The following is a 17,163-nucleotide window of genomic DNA, read 5'->3' on the forward strand; positions in this document are numbered from 1 at the left end:
GTGTTGAGGATGTTGAGTGCCAACTTCGACTTCGGGCTCTGGATGATCGCCAGACTGCTCTTTCTTGTCACGTCCGTGACCGCCCTGGTCATGGCCGCCATCGCGCGCGAGGACGCCTACCGCGCAGCTGACAAGAAGACGAAGTCCTTCTGGTTGATCATCCTCGGCGTCGTGGTCGCGGTGAACCTCTTCATCCCGATGCTGTTCCTGTCCATCGCCGGGCTGATCGCGTCGATCGTCTTCTTCGTCGATGTGCGGCCCGCGCTCCAGCAGGTCTCGGGAGGCGGCCGCCGCGGCGGCGGGTCCAGCAGCGACGGGCCGTACGGCCCCTACAACGGCGGTCGGTAGTCCGCACCGGGCGACGCCGCTCGACCGGGCGCGCGCCGGTCGGGCGGGCGCGCGCCGGTCGGGCGAGGCCCGCGTCAGGACCGTGAGCCGTTCCGGCTCAGCAGCAGCACCGCCACGTCGTCCGTCAGCTCGCCGCCGTTCAGTTCGCGCACCTCGCCGACCGCCGCCTCCAGCAGCGACTCGCCGTCCAGGCCCGCCGCCAGCTGCCGGTTGATCATCTCGACCATGCCGTCCTGGCCGAGACGCTGCTTGGTGTCCGGGCCCTGGCGTCCCTCGATCAGCCCGTCCGTGTACATCATCAGGCTCCACGCGCCGCCGAGCTCCACCTGGCGGCGCGGCCAGCGGGCGCGCGGCAGCAGACCGAGCGCCGGGCCTCCGTCGTCGTACGGCAGCAGCTGGGCGGCCCGGCCGTGCCGGGCGATCAGCGGAGTGGGGTGGCCTGCCAGGCAGAGCCCGGCGCGCCGGCCGTCCGGTGCGATGTCCACCGTGCACAGCGTCGCGAAGATCTCGTCGCTCTCCCGCTCGTGCTCCAGGACCTGCTGGAGCGTGGACAGCAGCTCGTCGCCGCACAGCCCGGCGAACGTCAGGGCACGCCACGCGATCCGCAGCTCCACCCCGAGCGCCGCCTCGTCCGGACCGTGGCCGCAGACGTCGCCGATCATCGCGTGGACGGTGCCGTCCGGAGTGCGGACCGTGTCGTAGAAGTCGCCGCCGAGCAGCGCGCGTGAGCGCCCGGGGCGGTAGCGGGCCGCGAAACGCAGGTCCGAGCCCTCCAGCAGGGGAGTGGGCAGCAGACCGCGCTCCAGGCGGGCGTTCTCCTGGGCGCGCAGGCGGGACTCGGCGAGCTTCACCTGAGCGGTGTCGGCACGCTTGCGCTCCACGGCGTAGCGCACAGCGCGGCTCAGGAGCCGGCCGTCGAGCTCTTCGCGTACGAGGTGGTCCTGGGCGCCCACGCGTACCGCCTCGGCGGCCAGCTCGCTGTCGCCCGACGTGGTCAGAGCCAGCACCGCGTGCCGCGGGGCCAGGCGCAGGACGTGCTTGAGGGGGCCCAGCTCGTCGTCCGGGGTGCGGCCGGGCAGCGCGAGGTCGACGAGGACGCAGTGCACGTCGTCGGTGAGCAGTCGCTCCGCCTCGGTCAGATTCCGGGCGGTGCGGATACGCACCCGGGTGCCGGCCGCGTCGCGCAGCTCCGGGACGCTGATGGTGCCCGCCGGGTCGTCCTCGATGATCAGGAGCGTGAGGTCGCCGCCGCTGGTCGTCCCGCCGGGGGCGGTCTCCACGGCGGGGACGTTCCTCTGTCGCGGTACGGGTACGGGCATCGGTTCTGTTTCCTTCCCTCCCCCCGAGGGCGGCAGGGCGACGATCGACGTCCCGCCAGACGGGGACCATAGCGGTAGGCGGTGGCCGAACGGAATGGCGATCAGCGAAGAGCCGTTGGCATATGCCGCGCATGGGGAGGTAGTTGTCCAGCGGGCCATGACGAACATCACGCCGTCATCGCCCGGTCGTCCCTTTCGCCCTATGTGCCGGGTGGCGCACGTCACTTGTGTGACAGGGCGCGCGCCCTGCGCCCGGCGGAGCGGGGCGCAGGCATGGGACGCACATCACGCGGCGGGCCGGCCGGTGGCCCGGCCCCGGTGGGCCGGCTCATCGCGGAGCCGGTGGGATCGGCTCGCGGGCAGCCGGTGGGCGGTGGTGGCTCGGGGGTGGCCGGGCACTGGGGCCACCAGTGCCCGGTGCCCGCGCCGACGGGCGGCCGGTGTGGCGTCCGCCCGGCACACATCACTTGTCGGGGCGCACGACTCCCAGGATGCTCATCGACCCGGCGCCCGCGACAGTGACGTTCCGCCCAGGTCGCGGGGCGTGGATGATCGCGCCGTTGCCGGCGTACATCCCGACGTGGCTGGCGTCCGCGTGATAGATGATCAGGTCGCCGGGGCGCATGTCCTTGATGGCGATCCGGGGCAGCAGTCGCCACTGCTCCTGCGAGGTGCGCGGAATGCCGCGACCGGCCGCTGCCCACGCCTGTGAGGTGAGCCCCGAGCAGTCGTACGAGTCCGGGCCCTCGGCACCCCACACGTACGGCTTGCCGAGCTGCGCGGTGGCGAACTCGACCGCCTTTCTGCCCTGTTCGCTCGCGCGGCCGTCGATCTCGTCGAGTATGCCCGAGTCGAGCCACTGGCTCTGGGCCCTGTACTGCGCCTGCTGCTCCAGCTGGAGAAGGTGCTGCAGCTCCTCCTTCTCCAGCTTGTCCTCGAGCTTCTTGGCCGCGGCGATCTTGGCCTTGATCTCTTTCTTGGCCTTCTCCTGTTTCAGCCGGCTCGCCTCCAGCCGCTCCCAGTGGGCGCTGGCATCCTTGCTGTACGCGGCCAGGTCGGCCTGGGCCTGCGTCAGTTCGGCGATGAGGTCCTTGGTGGCCTTCTGGCCTTGCTGGATGCGGCCGACGCCGTCGAGGAACAACTGCGGGTCGTCGACGAGCGCCAGCTGCGCCTCGGGCGGCAGGCCGCCGGCGCGGTACTGGGCGCGGGCGGCGGCGCCCGCGCGGTTCTTCAGGTCCTCGATGCGGGCCTGGCCCTCGGCCATCTCCCGGGCCAGCTGCACGATTTCGGCGGACTGCTTCTCGGTCCGCTCCTTCGCCAGGTTGTACGCGTCCGTGGCGGACGCCGCCTGGCGGTAGAGGGCGTCTATCTGCTGACGCACCGCTTCGAGCGAACGGCTGGGCGGGGGAGGGGCCATCTGTCCGGGCACGGTGACCGAGGCGGGAGCCTGCGGGGGCGGCTCGGGGGCCGCGAAGGCCCGGCCCGATACCGCCGGCACGGTCAGTGCGCAGACCAGGCTGATCGCTGCGGCAGTGGCACAGCGGCGTCGGTTCACGACTCCCCCTCCGGGCGAACGCCAGACAACAACAGGTGATTAACCGTCAGTAACTTGCGGGTGACGTCGCAGATGGTGTCATGACGACCGCCAAAACGACAGGGCCGACCGGCAGTTCTCCCCCATGGATCCCCACCCCGGCGGTAGCTGCTCCCTCGTCCCCACCGTCACTACGAGCGGCCGGGTCCCTGCGTTCCCGAACCAGGGGGGCTTCACCCGTCCCGGTGTCCCGTTCGACGCAAACCGGGACGTGTTCACCCGTGTTGCTGGTTTGCCTCACGCCGTGCCGGGTGCGAGTGCCTCCCACATGACCGTGACCTCCCCCTGCCGCCACCGTCGACGGTCGTCCTTCACGGGCCATTCGCCCGCCAGGTCGCTCACTGCCCTGATCCAGCGCTGTCGTGCCCCCAGCGAGGAGTACGGCGCGGCCGCCGCCCAGGCACGGTCGAAGTCGCGCAGGAACGCATGGACCGGCTCGCCCGGCACATTGCGGTGGATGAGCGCCTTCGGCAGCCGTTCCGCTAGGTCGGAGGGGCGTTCCAGCGAGCCGAGCCGAGTCGCGAACGTCACCGTCCGCGGTCCCTCGGGACCGAGCGCCACCCATACGTGCCGCCGCCCGATCTCGTCGCAGGTGCCCTCGACGAGCAGGCCGCCGGGCGCCAGCCGGCCGCACAGCCGGGACCAGACCGCCGCGACCTCCTCCTCGTCGTACTGCCGCAGCACGTTGGCGGCCCTGATCAGTGCCGGCCGGACCTGGGTCGGCACTTCGAACCCGCCGTGCCGGAAGGTGAGTCCGTCACGCTCGTACGGCTTCGCGGCGGCGACGCGGGCGGGGTCGATCTCGATGCCGACGACCTCGCACCGCGGTGCGGCGGTGCGCAGCCGCTGCAGCAGTTCCACGGCGGTCCAGGGGGCCGCCCCGTATCCGAGGTCGACGGCGACGGGGGCCGTGGTGCCGCTGCGCAGGGCGGGGCCGTGTGTCGCGGCGATCCAGCGGTCCATGCGGCGCAGCCGGTTGGGGTTGGTCGTCCCGCGGGTCGCGGTCCCGACGGGGCGATTCATGTCACCGAGGGTAAGTGGTCCGGCCGTGTGGGCAGCCGGGGAGGGCGGGCGCAGCTGAGTCGGCGGGAACTGCCGCCGGCTGCGCTGGGTGGCGCCCCTTGTCGGGTCGGCCCCCCGAGGGCGGGCGCGAGGGCCGGGGTGGGAGGCCGCCGGCCGCGCTGGGTGGCGTCCCTTGTCGGGTCGGCCCCCGGGGGCGGGCGCGAGGGCCGTGGAGGGCGGTCCGATGTGCGGGGCGGAGCCCCTGTCGAAACAGCACACCGCGGGGCTCAGGGCTCCGAGAGGGCGGCACCGATTGCGACATGGCGGCGCCCCTCGTCGGTCGGCGGCATCGGGGGCGCAGGGCCCCGGACGGCTGTCACCGGATGACGGGGCGGGCCTTCTGTCGGGGTGTGGGCAGCTCACCGGGGGCGCAGGGCCCCGGACAGCGGCCACCGGACCGGGTGGCGTCCCCGTGTCGGGCCGACCGCACCGGGACGCGCAGGGCCCGTGGAGGGCAGCCTCCGGATTCCGGAGGCGGGCCCACGGGCTGAGCGGACGGCCCACGGGCTGCCTCGGGTTTCGAGTGCGGGCCACCGGGCTCCCGTCACCAGGGTAATGATTTGGCAAAGTGCCGGGGGCGGGGAAATGGAAGTGCCCGCTCCACTGTTGTGCAGGCGTGCGGGAGCCCCGATCCCGCGTTTTTGCCGTGCCCGCAGCGAGAGGACCGCCGACGTGAGCCAGTACGTCTCCCGCCTCGGCAGCAGCCGGATGGCGCCCCGCCTGCGATTCCCCGGCAGTCACCGCAAGCCGCGCAGGGTCGCCATGCTCAGCGTCCACACCTCCCCGCTGCACCAGCCGGGCACGGGCGACGCGGGCGGCATGAACGTCTACATCGTCGAGCTCGCCAAGCGACTCGCGGCCATCGGCGTCGAGATCGAGATCTTCACGCGGGCCACCGCCGGCGGACTGCCGCCGGTCGTCGAGCTCGCCCCGGGTGTCACCGTCCGGCACATCGACGCCGGCCCTTACGAGGGCCTGGCCAAGGAGGACCTGCCGCCGCAGCTGTGCGCCTTCACGCACGGCGTGATGCAGGCGTGGGCGGGCCACCGGCCCGGGTACTACGACCTCGTCCATTCCCACTACTGGCTGTCGGGCCATGTCGGCTGGCTCGCCGCCGAACGCTGGGGCGTCCCCCTCGTCCACGCCATGCACACCATGGCCAAGGTCAAGAACGCCGCGCTCGCCGAGGGCGACACCCCCGAGCCGGCCTCCCGTGTCATCGGGGAGACCCAGATAGTCGGCGCCGCCGACCGGCTGATCGCCAACACGGCGGAGGAGGCCGACGAACTCGCCCGCTTCTACGACGCCGACCCGGCGAAGGTCGCCGTAGTCCATCCGGGCGTCAACCTCGACGTCTTCCGCCCCGACGACGGACGCGCCGCGGCGCGGGCCCGGCTCGGGCTGCCGCAGGACGCGTTCATCCCGCTCTTCGCGGGCCGCATCCAACCGCTGAAGGCCCCCGACATCCTGCTGCGCGCCGTCGCGCTGCTGCTCGAGCGCGATCCCTCGCTGCGTCACCGCATCCACGTGCCGGTCGTCGGCGGCCCCAGCGGCAGCGGGCTGGCCAAGCCCGAGGGCCTGCAGAAGCTCGCCGCCCGGCTCGGCATCGCGGACGTCGTCCACTTCCGGCCCCCGGTCGGGCAGGTGCAGCTCGCGGACTGGTTCAGGGCCGCGTCGGTACTGGTCATGCCCTCGTACAGCGAGTCGTTCGGGCTCGTGGCGATCGAGGCGCAGGCGGCCGGTACACCGGTGGTGGCCGCCGCGGTCGGCGGGCTCCCGGTGGCGGTGCGCGACGAGGAGACCGGCTTCCTCGTCCCCGGCCACGATCCGGCCCACTACGCGGACGTCCTGGCGAGCTTCGTACGCGACCCGTCGCTCACCGACCGCATGGGCGGGGCCGCCGGCCGGCATGCCCAGTCCTTCGGATGGGGCACGGCGGCGTCGGCGACCGCGGACGTGTACACGGCCGCGATGTACGAGCACCGCCACCGCACGCGGGCCCACCACCTCTGACGTACTCTCCCTGCATGGTTGACGCAGAGCGCGTGAGGCAGGTCGTCGAGCAGACCCTGAAGGACGCCGAACTCGAATGGGAGAGCCCCGGCGACGGCAGTTATGTCGTCAAACTCCCTGGCACCCGCAAGCTGTCGACGACCTGCTCCCTCCTCGTGGGCAGGCACTCCCTCTCCGTCAACGCCTTCGTCATCCGTCACCCCGACGAGAACGACGCCGCGGTCCACCGCTGGCTGCTGGAGCGCAACCTCAAGCTGTACGGGGTCGGTTACGCCATCGACCGGCTCGGCGACATCTATCTCGTCGGCAAGCTCCCGCTGTCCGTGGTCACTCCCGAGGAGCTGGACCGGCTGCTCGGCACGGTCCTGGAGGCGGCGGACGGCTCGTTCAACACCCTCCTCGAACTGGGCTTCGCGAGCGCGATCCGCCGGGAGTACGCGTGGCGGGTGTCGCGCGGTGAGTCGACGCGCAACCTGGACGCGTTCACGAACCTGATCCAGCGCCCCGCGGACTGACCCCCAGGCGGCCTTGGTCCCTCGCAGTCCTTCACGCATGGTGCGGGTGCGGGTGCGGGTGGCGGTGCGGCGCGTGCCCGGCGGGTCGTGCGCCCACCTGACCGGCGACCCGCCGGACAGGCGGGTCGCACGGAGGGGACGTCAGCCGGAGAGGGGCGACGTGTTCGGCTTGCCCCGCGCGCCCTCCTCGGCGGCGTCAGCCGCGGGCAGCACGGTGTCATCAGCCGCAGCCGCAGCCGCAGTCGCGGCCACCGGCGCGATGCCGTTGTCGACCGCCTCCGGTTCGCTGCCCTTCTCGGTCAGCGCCTGGCGCAGCAGGAGCGTGTAACCGGCCGCCGCGACGCAGCCCACGACCGCGCAGCCGATCCACAGGACATCCGGGCCGGGCCCGTCGACCACCCAGCCGGCCAGGATCGGGGCGACGAAACCGGCGACCGCCCAGGACATGCCCATCACACCCTGGTACCGGCCGCGGGCGTGCTCGGGGGACAGGCGGGCCGTCGCGGCCGCGTTGGTCGGCACGTGCACCATCTCGCCGAGCGTCCACACCACCACGGTCGCCGCGAACAGCAAAGGCGTGCCGGCCAGTGCCGTGACTCCGGTACCGGCGGCGAAGAGCAGCGCGGAGACGGTGAGCAGCGCGGCCGGGGAGCGCTTCTCGGTGATCCTGTTGACCAGCAGTTGCAGAGCGACGATCACCACACCGTTGACCGCGATGACCACGCCGTACGAATCGGCCGACAGGCCCTCGGCCGCCATGGTCAGCGGCAGGCCCACCCAGGGAGCGGTGAAGATCAGGCAGACGAGCAGGTTGAGCAGGAGCAGCGTCCGGAAGGGGGCGTCCTTCAGCACGTCCAGGACGCTCAGCCGCTTCTCCTCGGGGGTTCCCGCGGCGGTGTCGGACCCTGATTCGGGGCGGGTCTCGGGCAGCCGCAGGAAGACGATCAGCGCACACAGGGAGGTGGCGACGGCGTCGGCCACGAACAGCGTGCGGTAGCCGAGGAAGATCGCGGCGCCACCGCCCAGGGCGGCGATGGCGAAGCCCAGGTTGAGGGCCCAGTAGTTCAGCGCGAAGGCACGGCGCAGTCCGGATTCGGGCACCAGGTCGGCGATGGTCGCGCTGATCGCGGGCCGTACGGCCTGCATCGCCACACCCATCAGCAGCACCACGACCGCGATCCCCAGAGCGCTGGTCACCACGGCCAGCGCGGCGGCGCACGCCCCGCCGGCCAGGTGCATCGAGATCATGGTGGGCCGTCGCCCCCACCGGTCGGTGAGCACGCCGCCCAGCGGCGACCCGGCCACTCCGCCCAGCCCGTGGAGGGCGACGACGAGGCCCGCGTACCAGGCGGAGTAGCCCAGTTCCTGGGTCAGATAGAGCGACAGGAACGTGAGGACGAAGGCGCCGGTGCGGTTCACCAGGGTCGAGGTCCACAGCCACCAGAAGCCCCCGGGCAGCCCCGAGACGGTCCCGCGCAGAGCGCGACTGAACGAGGCGATGGACATACGAGCGACCCCCGGGTTATGTAAGCGGCACAGCCTGCCTCCGTAACTTACTGAGCCACGTGTCCCGCCCGCCACCGAATTCGGTGGGGGCGGGGTCATCGCGAACCAGGACATGGGCAGTTGACCCTTGCCTGCCGCGGGGACGGGTTCCCCGGAGCCGACGCGGCGATCGTCCCCCGCGTCCGCTCTGCGGGCACTGGAGCAGGGCCGGCGCGGCGTCGATTAGGCTCGGGCTCATGGCCGACGCACCGTACAAGCTGATCCTCCTCCGCCACGGCGAGAGTGAATGGAACGCGAAGAACCTGTTCACCGGCTGGGTGGACGTCAACCTCACGGAGAAGGGCGAGAAGGAGGCAGTCCGCGGCGGTGAGCTGCTCAAGGACGCCGGCCTGCTCCCCGACGTGCTCCACACCTCGCTCCAGAAGCGCGCCATCCGCACCGCGCAGCTCGCGCTGGAGGCCGCGGACCGCCACTGGATCCCGGTCCACCGCACCTGGCGCCTGAACGAGCGCCACTACGGCGCCCTCCAGGGCAAGGACAAGGCCCAGACGCTGGCCGAGTTCGGCGAGGAGCAGTTCATGCTCTGGCGCCGCTCGTACGACACCCCGCCGCCGGTCCTCGCCGACGACAACGAGTTCTCCCAGGCCAATGACGCCCGCTACGCGACGATCCCGAGCGAGCTGCGTCCGCGCACCGAGTGCCTCAAGGACGTCGTCGAGCGCATGCTGCCGTACTGGTACGACGGCATTGTCCCCGACCTCCTGGCCGGCCGCACGGTCCTGATCGCGGCTCACGGCAACAGCCTGCGCGCCCTGGTCAAGCACCTGGACGGCATCTCGGACGCGGACATCGCGGGCCTGAACATCCCGACGGGCATCCCGCTGGTCTATGAGCTCGACGCTGACTTCAACCCGGTCATCCCGGGCGGCACCTACCTCGACCCGGACGCCGCGGCGGCGGCGATCGAGGCCGTGAAGAACCAGGGCAAGAAGAAGTAGGTCTTGTGATCATGCCCCTCATCCGCACCTTCGGTGCGGATGAGGGGCATTTTCATGCCCGCGCCCTCTCTGGGCCTCAACGCGGGGGATCCTGCGGCCGGAGCGCCAGGCCGAGGGCCTGACGCGGGCGTCCCGACCGCCGGGCATGAGGTGCGCGTACGCCTCTTCGGGTCAGGTCCGTCGGAGGAGTCGGTACTCACCCGGATGCCTGTGTGTCCGCCAAGCGCATTTGTGAATTTTTATGGGAGATTCCGCATGTCCAGTCGTTTCGCCCCCTTATCGGAAGGCTCCCATGCTGTCCAAGCGTCTCTACGCTGTGCTCGCCGCGGCCGGTCTGCTTGCGGGTGTCGGTGCCGCTGCGGCATCCCCTGCGCACAGCGCCCACTCCGCCGCAACGGCGGCAGTCCAGGCCGCCACCACCGCCTTCACCAACGGAAGCTTCGAGACCCCCGCCGCGCCGCCGAACTTCTTTGCGAGCTTCTTCGCAGGTCAGACCATGGGCCTGTGGCGGGTCGAGAGCGGGAGCGTCGACCTCGTCGACGACGGCTTCTGGGAGGCCGCGGAGGGCAGCCAGTCCGTAGACCTCAACGGCGGCACCGCGGGCACTGTGTCCCAGACCTTCACGACGGAGCCGGGGACGAAGTACACCGTGACGTACTCGCTCGCCGGCAACCCCGGCGGTGCGCCGACCGTGAAGACGGGCGAAGCCCGTATCGACGGGCAGAACTTCCAGGACTTCACCTTCAACACCGCCGGCAAGACCTTCGCGGACATGGGCTACGTGACACGGCAGTTCACGTTCGTGGCCACCGACACTTCCACGAAGCTGACGTTCGCCAGCACTTCCGGGCCCTCGGCCTATGGCCCCGTCATCGACGACGTCAAGGTCAAGAGCTGCTCCAGCTGCGGGAACTGCTCCAGCAGTTCCTGTAGCTAGTGCCGTGACCGCGTAGGGATCGCCGGTTGGGCCATGCTGCGGTTTTGAGGGCGTCCGCCTCAGTGGATGCCTTTCTCGCTCTGCACGCGGCCGCGTTCGTGGGAAGGCCCCGCCCCCCTCCCCCTGGGGACGGGGCCTGGTTCACGGGTGTGCCGGCCGCCGCTAGCCGCAGCAGCCGCCGCACTGGCACGGGGCTCCCGACTGGCAGCCGCAGCCGCAGCCCGAGCCGCAGCCGCAGGCGCCGAGGACGGGCAGGAAGACCACTTCGACGCCGGTCGGTTCCTGCGGGGAGTCGGTCATGGGGGACTCGGCCATGGGTGCCTCCTCAAGGGCGTGCGCGGCACAGCGCACGCGTCACCGGCATACGGAAATGCCGCCTTCGCCCATTGCACGCCCGCCAGGCCCGGCGCATCAACGGCGCACACGTGCAAGCGCCCCCAGTGCGCCGTCGCATGCCGCTACGCGCCCTCGACCGCCGTCGGCTGCTGGAGGTCGTCCGCGTACTCGCCCGTCACCAGGTACACCACCCGCTTCGCCACCGACACGGCGTGGTCGGCGAAACGCTCGTAGTAGCGGCCGAGCAGCGTCACGTCCACGGCCGTCTCGATGCCGTGCTTCCAGCGGTCGTCCATCAGGTGCTGGAAGAGCGTGCGGTGCAGCAGGTCCATCTCGTCGTCGTCCTGCTCCAGCTGGAGCGCCAGGTCGACGTCCTTCGTGATGATGACCTCCGCCGCCTTCGCCATCAGGCGCTGCGCCAGCTGACCCATCTGCAGGATCGTCGCGTGCAGGTCGTTGGGCACCGCACGGTCCGGGAAGCGCAGCCGGGCCAGCTTCGCGACATGCTGCGCGAGGTCACCCGAGCGTTCCAGGTCCGCACTCATCCGCAGCGAGGTCACCACGATCCGCAGATCCGTCGCGACCGGCTGCTGCCGGGCCAGCAGGGCGATCGCGCGCGCCTCCAGGTCGTGCTGGAGGTCGTCGACCTTCTGGTCGGCGGCGATCACACTCTCGGCCAGCTTCAGGTCGGCGTCGAGCATGGCCGTCGTGGCGCGCCCGATCGCCGACCCGACCAGCCGGGCCATCTCGACCAGGCCCTCGCCGATCGAGTCCAGTTCCTCGTGGTACGCGTCCCGCATGGGTGTCCCTCTCTTGATGCGACCGGGGTCCGGGTGGGGCCTTCGAACCCCCACGCTCCCACGTTCGGTCCCTTAGTGGTCCGAATGCTCCCCCGCAAATGAACCATCACTATCCCCTTGGTGAACTCTGAGCGACGACTGTTCGAGGTGCCACTCGTTTGGCTGGGAGAGTGTCCGGCACCCCGCATAACCTGGGGAGCATGGACGTGAACGCGGCGGTCGCCGCAGCAGCAGCGATCGCCGGTCTGTGCACCGGCGTCATCGCAGTGCTGGCGTTCCGCTGGAGCGAGCGGGAACAGAAACGCCCCACCCGCACCTCGCTCCACACCGATGCCGTGCTCCCGCCCGGCGTCGACACCGTGCTGTCCGCGCTCCGCTCCTCCGCGGTCGTCCTCGACGAGTCCGACTCGGTCGTCAAGGCCAGCTCCGCGGCGTACGCACTCGGTCTGGTCCGCGGCGGAAAGCTCGCCGTCGAACCGATGCTGCACATGGCCCGTGACACCCGGCGCGACGGCGAGATACGGCAGGTCGAGCTGGACCTGCCCCGGCGCGGCACCGGCCGCGGCGAAGCCCTGGCCGTCTCCGCCCGTGTCGCCCCGCTCGGCTCGCGCCTCGTCCTCCTCCTCGTCGAGGACCTCACCGAGGCCCGCCGTATAGAGGCGGTGCGGCGCGACTTCGTCGCCAATGTGAGCCATGAGCTCAAGACCCCGGTCGGCGCGCTCTCCCTGCTCTCCGAAGCGGTCATGGACGCCTCGGACGACCCCGAGGCGGTCATGCGCTTCGCCGGCCGTATGCAGATCGAGGCGACCCGGCTCACCAACCTCGTACAGGAGCTCATCGACCTCTCCCGGGTCCAGAACGACGACCCGCTGGAGGACTCCGAGCCCGTGCGCGTGGACGAACTGGTCGCCGAGGCCATCGACCGCTCCCGGCACGCCGCGTCCACCAAGCAGATCACCATGGCCTCGGGCGGCACCGCCGACCTCAGCATCTGGGGAAGCCGCGGCCAGCTCGCCGCCGCCCTAGGCAACCTCGTCGAGAACGCCGTCAACTATTCACCGGCTCGTACGCGCGTCGGCATCTCCGCCCGCCGGGTCAGCGCACCGGGGGGCAACCTCATCGAGATCGCCGTCACCGACCAGGGCATCGGAATCTCCGAGAAGGACCGCGAGCGGATCTTCGAGCGGTTCTACCGCGTCGACCCCGCACGCTCCCGCGCCACCGGAGGCACCGGCCTCGGACTGGCCATCGTCAAGCACGTGGCCGCCTCGCACGGCGGGGAGGTCACGGTGTGGAGCTCGGAGGGACAGGGCTCCACGTTCACCCTGCGGCTGCCCGAGGCGGGCGCCGCTCGGGACCGCTCCACCACCGGCCCGGATCGCGTTGACGAGGACGACGACCGGCCTTATGACACCGATCCGAACAGTGAAATTCCTGCCCCGGAGGTCCTTCCGTGACCCGAGTGCTCGTCGTCGAGGATGAGGAATCCTTCAGCGACGCCCTGTCCTACATGCTCCGCAAGGAGGGCTTCGAGGTCGCTGTGGCGACCACGGGTCCCGAGGGTCTCGACGAGTTCGAGCGCAACGGCGCCGACCTCGTCCTCCTCGACCTGATGCTGCCGGGTCTGCCCGGTACGGAGGTCTGCCGTCAGCTGCGCGGCCGCTCGAACGTCCCGGTCATCATGGTGACCGCGAAGGACAGTGAGATCGACAAGGTCGTCGGGCTGGAAATAGGAGCCGACGACTACGTCACCAAGCCCTTCTCCTCGCGGGAGCTGGTCGCCCGCATCCGCGCGGTGCTGCGCCGTCGCGGCGAGCCGGAGGAGGTCACCCCCGCGGCCCTGGAGGCCGGCCCGGTCCGCATGGACGTGGACCGCCATGTCGTCACCGTCTCCGGCGGCAAGGTCGACCTCCCGCTGAAGGAGTTCGACCTGCTGGAGATGCTGCTGCGCAACGCGGGGCGCGTCCTGACCCGTATGCAGCTCATCGACCGGGTCTGGGGCGCGGACTACGTCGGCGACACCAAGACCCTCGACGTTCACGTCAAGCGCCTGCGCGCCAAGATCGAGCCGGACCCGGGCGCCCCGCGCTACCTGGTGACGGTCCGCGGCCTGGGCTACAAGTTCGAGCCGTAGGCCGCCAGGTCCCGGCGGGCGGCGCCGGACGCCTGAGCCGCACGATGCAGGCCGTACGACGCCGCCACCGGGCGGCGTAGGTCGCGCGGGACGCGTAAGGCAGGCCGTACGACGCCGGCCGCCCGCGGCTGCCGCGCACGTACGACAAGGGCGCCCACCGATCCCGGTGGGCGCCCTTGCTGTGAGTCCGGTGGGTCAGTGATCCGTGCCGTGCGACGCGGACGCCGACGCGGAGTCCGACGGTGCCGCCGCCTCGCCGCCCGCGGCCTCCCGCCCGTCCTCGCCGGCCGGGGTGGCCGTCGGGGAACCGGAAGGCGAGCCCGACGGCGACTGGCCGGCCGGCTTCTCGGCCGTCGGCTTCGGCGAGGAGCTCGGGCCGAAGCCCTCGTAGTAGCCGGCGGCCGGGACGACGAACGCCAGCATCTTCACGTCGCCGGTCTCGCTGAAGCGGAAGACGACCTCCTGCGTGCCGCCGTCGTTCACAGCCTCGCGGCCGCCCGCGATCACCGCGGACGCGTTGCCCTGGCCGCCGATGACGACCGAGCCGCCCGCGGGGACGGTGATCGGGCCCGATCCCCGGGCCGGCTTGAGCTCGACCTTCGCGTCGGAGCCCGGCAGCGTGATGGAGTCGAGGGTCTGCTTCTCGGTGCCCTCGTTGAAGACCGTCACGGAGACGACCGCCGGACCCTCGGCCTGGGTCTCGGCCTGGGTGATGACGGTCGCGTTCTGGAGCTTGAGGTTGTCGACGGCCGTCGCGGCGTTGTCCGGCCTGACGCCGAGGGTCTGCGCGTCGTTGCCCGCACCGCAGGCGGAGAGCGAGGCGATCGAGAAGACGATGGCAGCGCCGGCGAGGGCACCGCGTCGAAGGCTGCTGCTCACGGCGGCGGCATCTCCTAGGACGTACGGACGGTTGGGCGGCTGTCACCGGCCAGTGGCGTCAGCTCGCGCTCAGGTTACCGAGCGCCGGCTCGCGCCCCGCACCCGACCCGCCCTTTGCCCGTACGGCAGGCGCACGGCACCCGTGACCGGCGACTGTGAGCGGCACCGCGTGCCGACAACCGACACCGGCAAGGCGGTGCGTTTTCGGACTTCGTGCGGGCGCTCCGGTCACGCCGATACGCACGCCGTTCACATAACGCCGGAGATCAATTTCCTGCGCGGTCACGCTTTCCTTGTGAATAGCCCGGCGTGATCAATTCGGGAATCGCCGCCGCGGGGGGCCGTGCGGGTGACCGATCCTCGAACGGACTACAGGAACTCGGCCATCAGGAACCCGGCAAATCGGGACGTTCATCCCCTTGGAAGGGGGGTGCGTGATGTGTAACGTGTGCGTTTCTGTGTGCCCGCACAGCGGCTCCGACCTGCGAATACCCCCCTCCGCCAGCCGCCCGCAGCACGATCGTGGCGCTGTTGTCAAGCCCCGAGATATGCCCTGACCTGCGAAAACGCCATTCAGAAGAAGCCGTATCCGTGTTACCCTGGATAGCCACGGAAGGGGTACCTGTCACATGACGTTCAAGGTTGGCGACACCGTGGTCTATCCCCATCACGGGGCCGCGCTGATCGAGGCCATCGAAACTCGCCAGATCAAAGGCGTGGACAAGACCTACTTGGTGCTCAAGGTCGCCCAGGGCGACCTGACGGTTCGCGTGCCGGCGGACAATGCGGAGTTCGTCGGTGTCCGCGATGTGGTCGGTCAGGACGGGCTCGACCGGGTCTTCGAGGTTCTTCGCGCACCCTACGCGGAGGAGCCGACGAACTGGTCCCGGCGCTACAAGGCAAATCTCGAGAAGCTCGCCTCCGGCGATGTCATCAAGGTCGCCGAAGTGGTGCGTGACCTGTGGCGTCGCGAGCGCGAGCGCGGGCTGTCCGCCGGTGAGAAGCGGATGCTCGCAAAGGCGCGCCAGATCCTGGTGAGCGAGCTCGCCCTCGCGGAGAACACCAATGAGGACAAGGCCGAGGCCCTGCTCGACGAGGTCCTCGCGTCCTGACGCACGGTTGATGCCGCGGTGCCCGCTGACATGCTGGGAGATCCAGCCTGTCGCCGGGCGCTGCGGCATGTTCGTCCACGGAGTGTCCGTCGACTGCCCGCCGCGCTCACACACGCCTCGCACATCGCACCGTGTGCTGTTGTGGTGTGCCGGGCCCGGGCGGCTGGCGCAGACCAGTGGTCACGGAAGGGTCCGGTCAAGGCGTCGCGCCCGGCACTCCCCCAACCTACGGCCGGGGGTATCCCAGGCCATACCCATGTCGGCCAAGGAAACAAACCTGCCGGAGTGCAACCGATGCCAGACCAACCGCGCCTCCACCGCACCGCAGCCGTGATCCCGGCCGCCGGCCGGGGCGTGCGCCTCGGACCGGGCGCCCCCAAGGCCCTGCGCGCGCTGAACGGCACGCCCATGCTGGTCCACGCCGTCCGCGCCATGGCCGCATCCCGTTCGGTGTCCCTCGTCGTCGTCGTGGCACCGCCCGACGGCGCCCCCGAGGTCAAGCACCTCCTCGACGCCCACGCCCTGCCCGAGCGGACGGACTACCTCGTCGTCCCCGGTGGTGACACCCGCCAGGAATCCGTACGCCTCGGCCTCGCCGCGCTCCCCGAGGGCATCGACATCGTCCTCGTCCACGACGCGGCGCGCCCGCTCGTGCCGGTCGAGACCGTGGACGCCGTCATCGAGACCGTGCGCGACGGCGCGCCAGCCGTCGTACCGGCTCTGCCGCTGGCCGACACCGTCAAGGAGGTCGAGCCGGTGCCGGAGGGCGAGCCCGAGCCGGTCGTCGCCACCCCCGAACGCGCCAGGCTGCGCGCCGTGCAGACCCCGCAGGGGTTCGACCACGACACACTCGTCCGCGCGCACGCCACCGTCACCTCCGACGTCACCGACGACGCCGGCATGGTCGAGCGACTCGGCCTCAAGGTCGTCGTCGTCCCCGGCCACGAAGAGGCCTTCAAGGTGACCCGACCGCTCGACCTCGTCCTCGCGGAAGCCGTACTCGCCCGCAGGAGGGCCAACGATGGCTTCTGAGCCGCTGAACCTTCCCCTCGTCGGCATCGGCACCGATGTGCACGCCTTCGAGAAGGGCCGCGAACTGTGGTGCGCCGGGCTGCTCTGGGAAGACGCCGACGGATACGGACTCGCCGGCCACTCGGACGGCGACGTCGCCGCCCACGCGGCCTGCGACGCCCTGTTCTCCGCCGCCGGCATCGGCGACCTCGGCGCCCACTTCGGCACCTCCCGGCCCGAGTGGTCCGGCGCCTCCGGCATCAGCCTCCTCGCGGAGGCCGCGCGGATCGTGCGCGCCGAAGGGTTCGAGATCGGCAATGTCTCCGTTCAGGTGATCGGGGTACGGCCGAAGATCGGCAAGCGGCGCGACGAGGCGCAGAAGGCGCTCTCGGCCGCCGCGGGCGCCCCCGTCTCCGTGTCAGGGACCACCACCGACGGGCTCGGCCTGACGGGACGGGCGGAAGGGCTGGCCGCCATCGCCACCGCGCTCATCGTGCGGACCCCCTGAATCCGTTTGCCCGGCGACACCCGGCGATATCACAAGTTGCCCCGTGAACCCCACAGGGGGCGCGGGGCACTGCCATCCGCCCACTACCCTT

17 protein-coding genes are annotated in these 17,163 nt (G+C 71.1%); 10 read left to right on the plus strand and 7 right to left on the minus strand.

The annotated features are described in order from the left end of the window. Positions 1-9 precede the first annotated feature (9 nt). On the plus strand, positions 10-348 hold the full coding sequence (locus ACH5AF_RS07425; protein ID WP_398900516.1) for a DUF2516 family protein: 339 nt from the start codon (positions 10-12) through the stop codon (positions 346-348). Positions 349-422: 74 nt separating this feature from the next. Here the strand turns inward: ACH5AF_RS07425 and ACH5AF_RS07430 are convergent, their stop codons facing one another. The 3 genes from ACH5AF_RS07430 to ACH5AF_RS07440 all read right to left on the minus strand — a co-directional run bounded on the left by ACH5AF_RS07430 (position 423) and on the right by ACH5AF_RS07440 (position 4,284). Further along, positions 423-1,667: a PP2C family protein-serine/threonine phosphatase gene (locus tag ACH5AF_RS07430; RefSeq protein WP_398900517.1), complete on the minus strand. Its 1,245-nt coding sequence runs from the start codon at positions 1,665-1,667 to the stop codon at positions 423-425. 463 nt (positions 1,668-2,130) lie between these two features. After that, positions 2,131-3,222: an NlpC/P60 family protein gene (locus ACH5AF_RS07435; RefSeq protein ID WP_398900518.1), complete on the minus strand. Its 1,092-nt coding sequence runs from the start codon at positions 3,220-3,222 to the stop codon at positions 2,131-2,133. 276 nt (positions 3,223-3,498) lie between these two features. Next, positions 3,499-4,284 carry a class I SAM-dependent methyltransferase gene (locus tag ACH5AF_RS07440; protein ID WP_398900519.1) on the minus strand — a complete coding sequence of 262 codons (786 nt, stop codon included), beginning with the start codon at positions 4,282-4,284 and terminating at the stop codon, positions 3,499-3,501. 711 nt (positions 4,285-4,995) lie between these two features. Between ACH5AF_RS07440 and mshA the strand changes: the two genes are divergently transcribed. Beyond that, the gene (gene mshA / locus ACH5AF_RS07445; RefSeq protein WP_398900520.1) at positions 4,996-6,336 is read left to right on the plus strand and encodes a D-inositol-3-phosphate glycosyltransferase; all 1,341 of its coding nucleotides are present in this window, start codon (positions 4,996-4,998) and stop codon (positions 6,334-6,336) included. Positions 6,337-6,350: 14 nt separating this feature from the next. Then, a complete protein-coding gene (locus tag ACH5AF_RS07450; protein WP_398900521.1) occupies positions 6,351-6,851 on the plus strand; it encodes a YbjN domain-containing protein in 501 nt (166 codons plus the stop codon). Between the two features lie 141 nt (positions 6,852-6,992). Here ACH5AF_RS07450 and ACH5AF_RS07455 read toward each other — a convergent pair whose 3' ends face one another. Continuing rightward, a complete protein-coding gene (locus tag ACH5AF_RS07455) occupies positions 6,993-8,357 on the minus strand; it encodes an MDR family MFS transporter (RefSeq protein WP_398900522.1) in 1,365 nt (454 codons plus the stop codon). 236 nt (positions 8,358-8,593) lie between these two features. Here ACH5AF_RS07455 and ACH5AF_RS07460 point away from each other — a divergent pair, with 236 nt between their 5' ends. Together ACH5AF_RS07460 and ACH5AF_RS07465 are read left to right on the plus strand one after the other, a co-directional pair. Further along, positions 8,594-9,355 (plus strand): phosphoglyceromutase, encoded by a 762-nt coding sequence (locus ACH5AF_RS07460; RefSeq protein ID WP_215178008.1) that lies wholly within the window; start codon positions 8,594-8,596, stop codon positions 9,353-9,355. Positions 9,356-9,647: 292 nt separating this feature from the next. Continuing rightward, positions 9,648-10,292: a choice-of-anchor C family protein gene (locus tag ACH5AF_RS07465; protein WP_398900523.1), complete on the plus strand. Its 645-nt coding sequence runs from the start codon at positions 9,648-9,650 to the stop codon at positions 10,290-10,292. Between the two features lie 162 nt (positions 10,293-10,454). Here ACH5AF_RS07465 and ACH5AF_RS07470 read toward each other — a convergent pair whose 3' ends face one another. Both ACH5AF_RS07470 and phoU read right to left on the minus strand, forming a co-directional pair. After that, a complete protein-coding gene (locus tag ACH5AF_RS07470; RefSeq protein WP_398900524.1) occupies positions 10,455-10,607 on the minus strand; it encodes a hypothetical protein in 153 nt (50 codons plus the stop codon). A gap of 143 nt (positions 10,608-10,750) precedes the next feature. Then, complete coding sequence (gene phoU / locus ACH5AF_RS07475; RefSeq protein ID WP_215178004.1) at positions 10,751-11,428, minus strand: phosphate signaling complex protein PhoU; 678 nt, start codon at positions 11,426-11,428, stop codon at positions 10,751-10,753. 200 nt (positions 11,429-11,628) lie between these two features. On the opposite strand from phoU, the gene ACH5AF_RS07480 reads away from it, so the two are divergent. Both ACH5AF_RS07480 and ACH5AF_RS07485 read left to right on the plus strand, forming a co-directional pair. Further along, the gene (locus tag ACH5AF_RS07480; RefSeq protein ID WP_398900525.1) at positions 11,629-12,885 is read left to right on the plus strand and encodes a sensor histidine kinase; all 1,257 of its coding nucleotides are present in this window, start codon (positions 11,629-11,631) and stop codon (positions 12,883-12,885) included. Next, positions 12,882-13,562 carry a response regulator transcription factor gene (locus tag ACH5AF_RS07485; RefSeq protein WP_018847140.1) on the plus strand — a complete coding sequence of 227 codons (681 nt, stop codon included), beginning with the start codon at positions 12,882-12,884 and terminating at the stop codon, positions 13,560-13,562. The genes ACH5AF_RS07480 and ACH5AF_RS07485 overlap by 4 nt, the downstream gene beginning before the upstream one ends. A 195-nt stretch (positions 13,563-13,757) precedes the next feature. On the opposite strand, the gene ACH5AF_RS07490 is transcribed toward ACH5AF_RS07485, so the two are convergent. Then, on the minus strand, positions 13,758-14,441 hold the full coding sequence (locus ACH5AF_RS07490; RefSeq protein ID WP_398900526.1) for a DUF461 domain-containing protein: 684 nt from the start codon (positions 14,439-14,441) through the stop codon (positions 13,758-13,760). Between the two features lie 629 nt (positions 14,442-15,070). Here ACH5AF_RS07490 and ACH5AF_RS07495 point away from each other — a divergent pair. The 3 genes from ACH5AF_RS07495 to ispF all read left to right on the plus strand — a co-directional run bounded on the left by ACH5AF_RS07495 (position 15,071) and on the right by ispF (position 17,072). Then, a complete protein-coding gene (locus ACH5AF_RS07495) occupies positions 15,071-15,553 on the plus strand; it encodes a CarD family transcriptional regulator (RefSeq protein ID WP_003953493.1) in 483 nt (160 codons plus the stop codon). A gap of 294 nt (positions 15,554-15,847) precedes the next feature. After that, entirely contained in the window at positions 15,848-16,585 is a 738-nt protein-coding gene (ispD, locus tag ACH5AF_RS07500; RefSeq protein ID WP_398900527.1) for a 2-C-methyl-D-erythritol 4-phosphate cytidylyltransferase, read from the plus strand. Beyond that, the gene (gene ispF / locus ACH5AF_RS07505; RefSeq protein ID WP_398900528.1) at positions 16,575-17,072 is read left to right on the plus strand and encodes a 2-C-methyl-D-erythritol 2,4-cyclodiphosphate synthase; all 498 of its coding nucleotides are present in this window, start codon (positions 16,575-16,577) and stop codon (positions 17,070-17,072) included. Before ispD ends, ispF begins: the two co-directional genes overlap by 11 nt. The last annotated feature ends 91 nt before the right edge of the window (positions 17,073-17,163 follow it).

Source organism: Streptomyces sp. NPDC018833 (assembly GCF_044390825.1).
GTDB lineage: Bacteria > Actinomycetota > Actinomycetes > Streptomycetales > Streptomycetaceae > Streptomyces.